This is a genomic window from Streptomyces sp. NRRL F-5650, from assembly GCF_000721365.1.
Taxonomy (GTDB): domain Bacteria; phylum Actinomycetota; class Actinomycetes; order Streptomycetales; family Streptomycetaceae; genus Streptomyces; species Streptomyces ardesiacus.
Window position 1 is genome coordinate 1 of record NZ_JOGV01000187.1, and the last position, 275, is coordinate 275.

General features: G+C 76.7%; 1 pseudogene. It reads right to left on the reverse strand.

Annotated elements, in window-relative coordinates:
* Positions 1–275, reverse strand: a pseudogene (locus IG88_RS0138090) (DNA-binding response regulator); the annotation flags it as partial.

Here is a 275-nt window from a genome sequence, read left to right on the forward strand (position 1 = left end):
TCGCCGAGCAGGGCCAGCACCTCGCGTTCGCGTCCGGTCAGCCCGGCCAGGCGGCGGCGCGCCTCCTCGGCGCGCACGGTGGCGGCGGGGGAGGCGAGGGTGTCCACCACGTGGCGGGTGGCGGCCGGGGACAGGTAGGCGTTGCCGGCCGCCGCCGCGCGGACCGCGTGGATCAGCTCCTGCGGGGCGGTGTCCTTCAGCAGGAAGCCCGCACTGCCGTGGCCGAGCGCCCGCAGGACGTTGTCGCGTTCCCCGAACGTCGTCAGGACCAGCAC